This is a genomic window from Bartonella fuyuanensis (assembly GCF_014197255.1).
GTDB lineage: Bacteria > Pseudomonadota > Alphaproteobacteria > Rhizobiales > Rhizobiaceae > Bartonella > Bartonella fuyuanensis.
Genome location: NZ_JACIFE010000057.1, coordinates 1 through 2,347 on the forward strand (window position 1 = coordinate 1; position 2,347 = coordinate 2,347).

Annotated in this window: 4 protein-coding genes; all 4 read right to left on the reverse strand. The window is 35.2% G+C overall.

Going from position 1 to position 2,347, the window contains the following annotated elements; all coding sequences use genetic code 11:
* Positions 1–437 (reverse strand): SMI1/KNR4 family protein (locus tag GGR08_RS07805; protein WP_183194739.1); only part of this gene is annotated, 437 nt, incomplete at its 3' end.
* Between the two features lie 46 nt (positions 438–483).
* Positions 484–1,059, reverse strand: a complete 576-nt coding sequence (locus tag GGR08_RS07810; RefSeq protein WP_183194740.1) for an SMI1/KNR4 family protein — start codon at positions 1,057–1,059, stop codon at positions 484–486.
* Between the two features lie 102 nt (positions 1,060–1,161).
* On the reverse strand, positions 1,162–1,626 hold the full coding sequence (locus GGR08_RS07815; protein WP_183194741.1) for an SMI1/KNR4 family protein: 465 nt from the start codon (positions 1,624–1,626) through the stop codon (positions 1,162–1,164).
* 20 nt (positions 1,627–1,646) lie between these two features.
* Positions 1,647–2,347, reverse strand: a 701-nt coding sequence (locus tag GGR08_RS07820; protein WP_183194742.1) for an HNH/ENDO VII family nuclease, incomplete at its 5' end; no start/stop codon positions are given.

The following is a 2,347-nucleotide window of genomic DNA, read 5'->3' on the forward strand; positions in this document are numbered from 1 at the left end:
TAAAAATTACTGGCGTAATATTCGCAATTATCCAATGGATACATAACATAGATTGGACATTCTCCATCCCGAAACTGCGTATAATCAAAATAAAAGGTTTCATCAAAATCAGCATCACAAACGATAAGCTGTTCTGGTGTCGCAAAACCATCTTTTCTATCGAGTAAGTTTCGGTAAACAATATCACCAACAGGAACACCTTCCCCACACTCCTTATAAAGACTAAAGATTTCTTCACCACCAATTTCCCCTCCTTTGTAATTTTTTAAAAAACTCTTGTAAGACGATGTGAATTGTAAGCCGAGAGTTTTCTCCGCCTTTTCAATTACAAGATCATCAACCGCATTTTTTGCAGTACCAAAATTGATAATCTCATCATCATATTTATTCACTTTATCAATTAATACTGCAACATCATCTAAAGTATAGGTTTTCATAGATGATCCTCAAAACGTGCATTATAAACGCTCCGTATTTCTTCTATCAATTGCCCCTCCTCCATAGTTTTTTCCAAAAGCTCTTGTAAAAAGGGATAGGTTGCGGAGTGAGAGTGTTCTCAATCTTTTCAATTGGTTGGTCTCCATCAGGCATCTCAACTCCCGCATGTACTATAATTCTTTTGCAAAGGAATTCATAAAAATTACTGGCGTAATATTCGCAATTATCCAATGGATACATAACATAGATTGGACATTCTCCATCCCGAAACTGTGTATAATCAAAGTAAAATGTCTCACCAAAATCTGTTCTGCTAACAACAAGCTGTTCTGGTGTTTCAAAACCACGTTTTCTAGCATTTAAGTTTCGGTAAACAATATCACCAACAGGAACACCTTCCCCACACTCCTTATAAAGACTAAAGATTTCTTCACCACCAATTTCTCCTCCTACATATTTTTTTAAAAAGCTCTTATAAGAAGATGTGAATTGCAAATCGAGAGCTTTCTCCGCCTTTTCAATCCGTAGATCATCAGCCGCATTTTCTTCAGTACGAAAATTGATAATATCATTATATTTATCAACTAATTCTACAACATCATCTAAGGTATAGGTTTTCATAGATGATCCCCCTTAAAAATATTAACGATGCCTGCATTCTTGAAAATAAAAAATAGTAGTTTAACATTGCAATTCGGAAGTAAAACCACCATACAAAGAAATTTACTTCAAATTATCTGTAATCCTTTTACAGAGAAATTCATAAAAATTACTTGCGTAATACTGGGGATCGCTAGGTGGAAACTTAAGATAGAGCGGACATTCACCATCCTGAAACTGAGAGTAATCAAAATAAAATGTCTCACCAAAATCAGTTCTACTCACAACAAGCTGCTGTGGTTTTGCTAAACCATTTTCTACATCCGTTATATGATAATAAACAATATCATCACTACGAGCAATTTCAAAATTTGTATTATAAACACTTAATATTTCCTCACCACAGATCTCCGCTCTTCCATAGTTTTTTAAAAAACTTTTGTAGGAAGTTGTGAATTGCAATTTAAGAATCCCCTCTGCTTTTTCAATTAGTACATCATCAACGGCTTCATCTGTAGAGCCAAAATCAACACTATCACTATATTTATCAACCAGTATGACAACATCATCTAAAGTATAAGTTTTCATAATTTGTTCTCCATAAATTGTTATTTTTTAGCTTCTATATTTTTCTTTTCATACCCTTTAGCACGTTCTTTCCAGTATTGCGTCCTCCATTTATCGAATAGGTCTCTGTCAATAGCTGATCCCATTGTATTCGGATTAATGTGAATAGCAGAATTATGTTTATTATGAAACGCATTTGTAACTTCTGCTATGGGACCATCATGAGTTTGCAGCATGTGGTGTAATTCAATAGGCTTATTATCGAAACCAATAAGTGCTCTTCCTGCTTTCATCCTTTCAATATTTGTACCTGTCACTTTTTTCTTGTTAACTGTCCACTCAGAAATTCTATTAGGATCAAACAAGTCATCTCTCTGATAGACTTTATTTATCTGAGTAATTTTTTCTTCTTTGTTAGTTATTTCAAACCCAACCTCAATAGGTTTTGACCAGAACCTTCTCTCTTGCCCCAAATATTGAGTTGCAATAGCTTCATCGCTCATTTTTTCTAGCGATTGTGCAATTTCTTTCCCCACATGCGCAGTATTTACTTCAGAACTAGTTGCTCCCGTTATAGCCGCTTCTTCAGCTTTAGCAGCAAATTTGATGAGATCTTTTTCTACAAGCTTGCCCGCAAGCTTTATGCTTCCCTTGGCTGCTCCAGCAACTCCTGTCATTAGGGATGCTGTTTCAGTCAATAATTTTCCAAGTTCAAGTCCAGCTTTAAAGGATCCACCAGCAC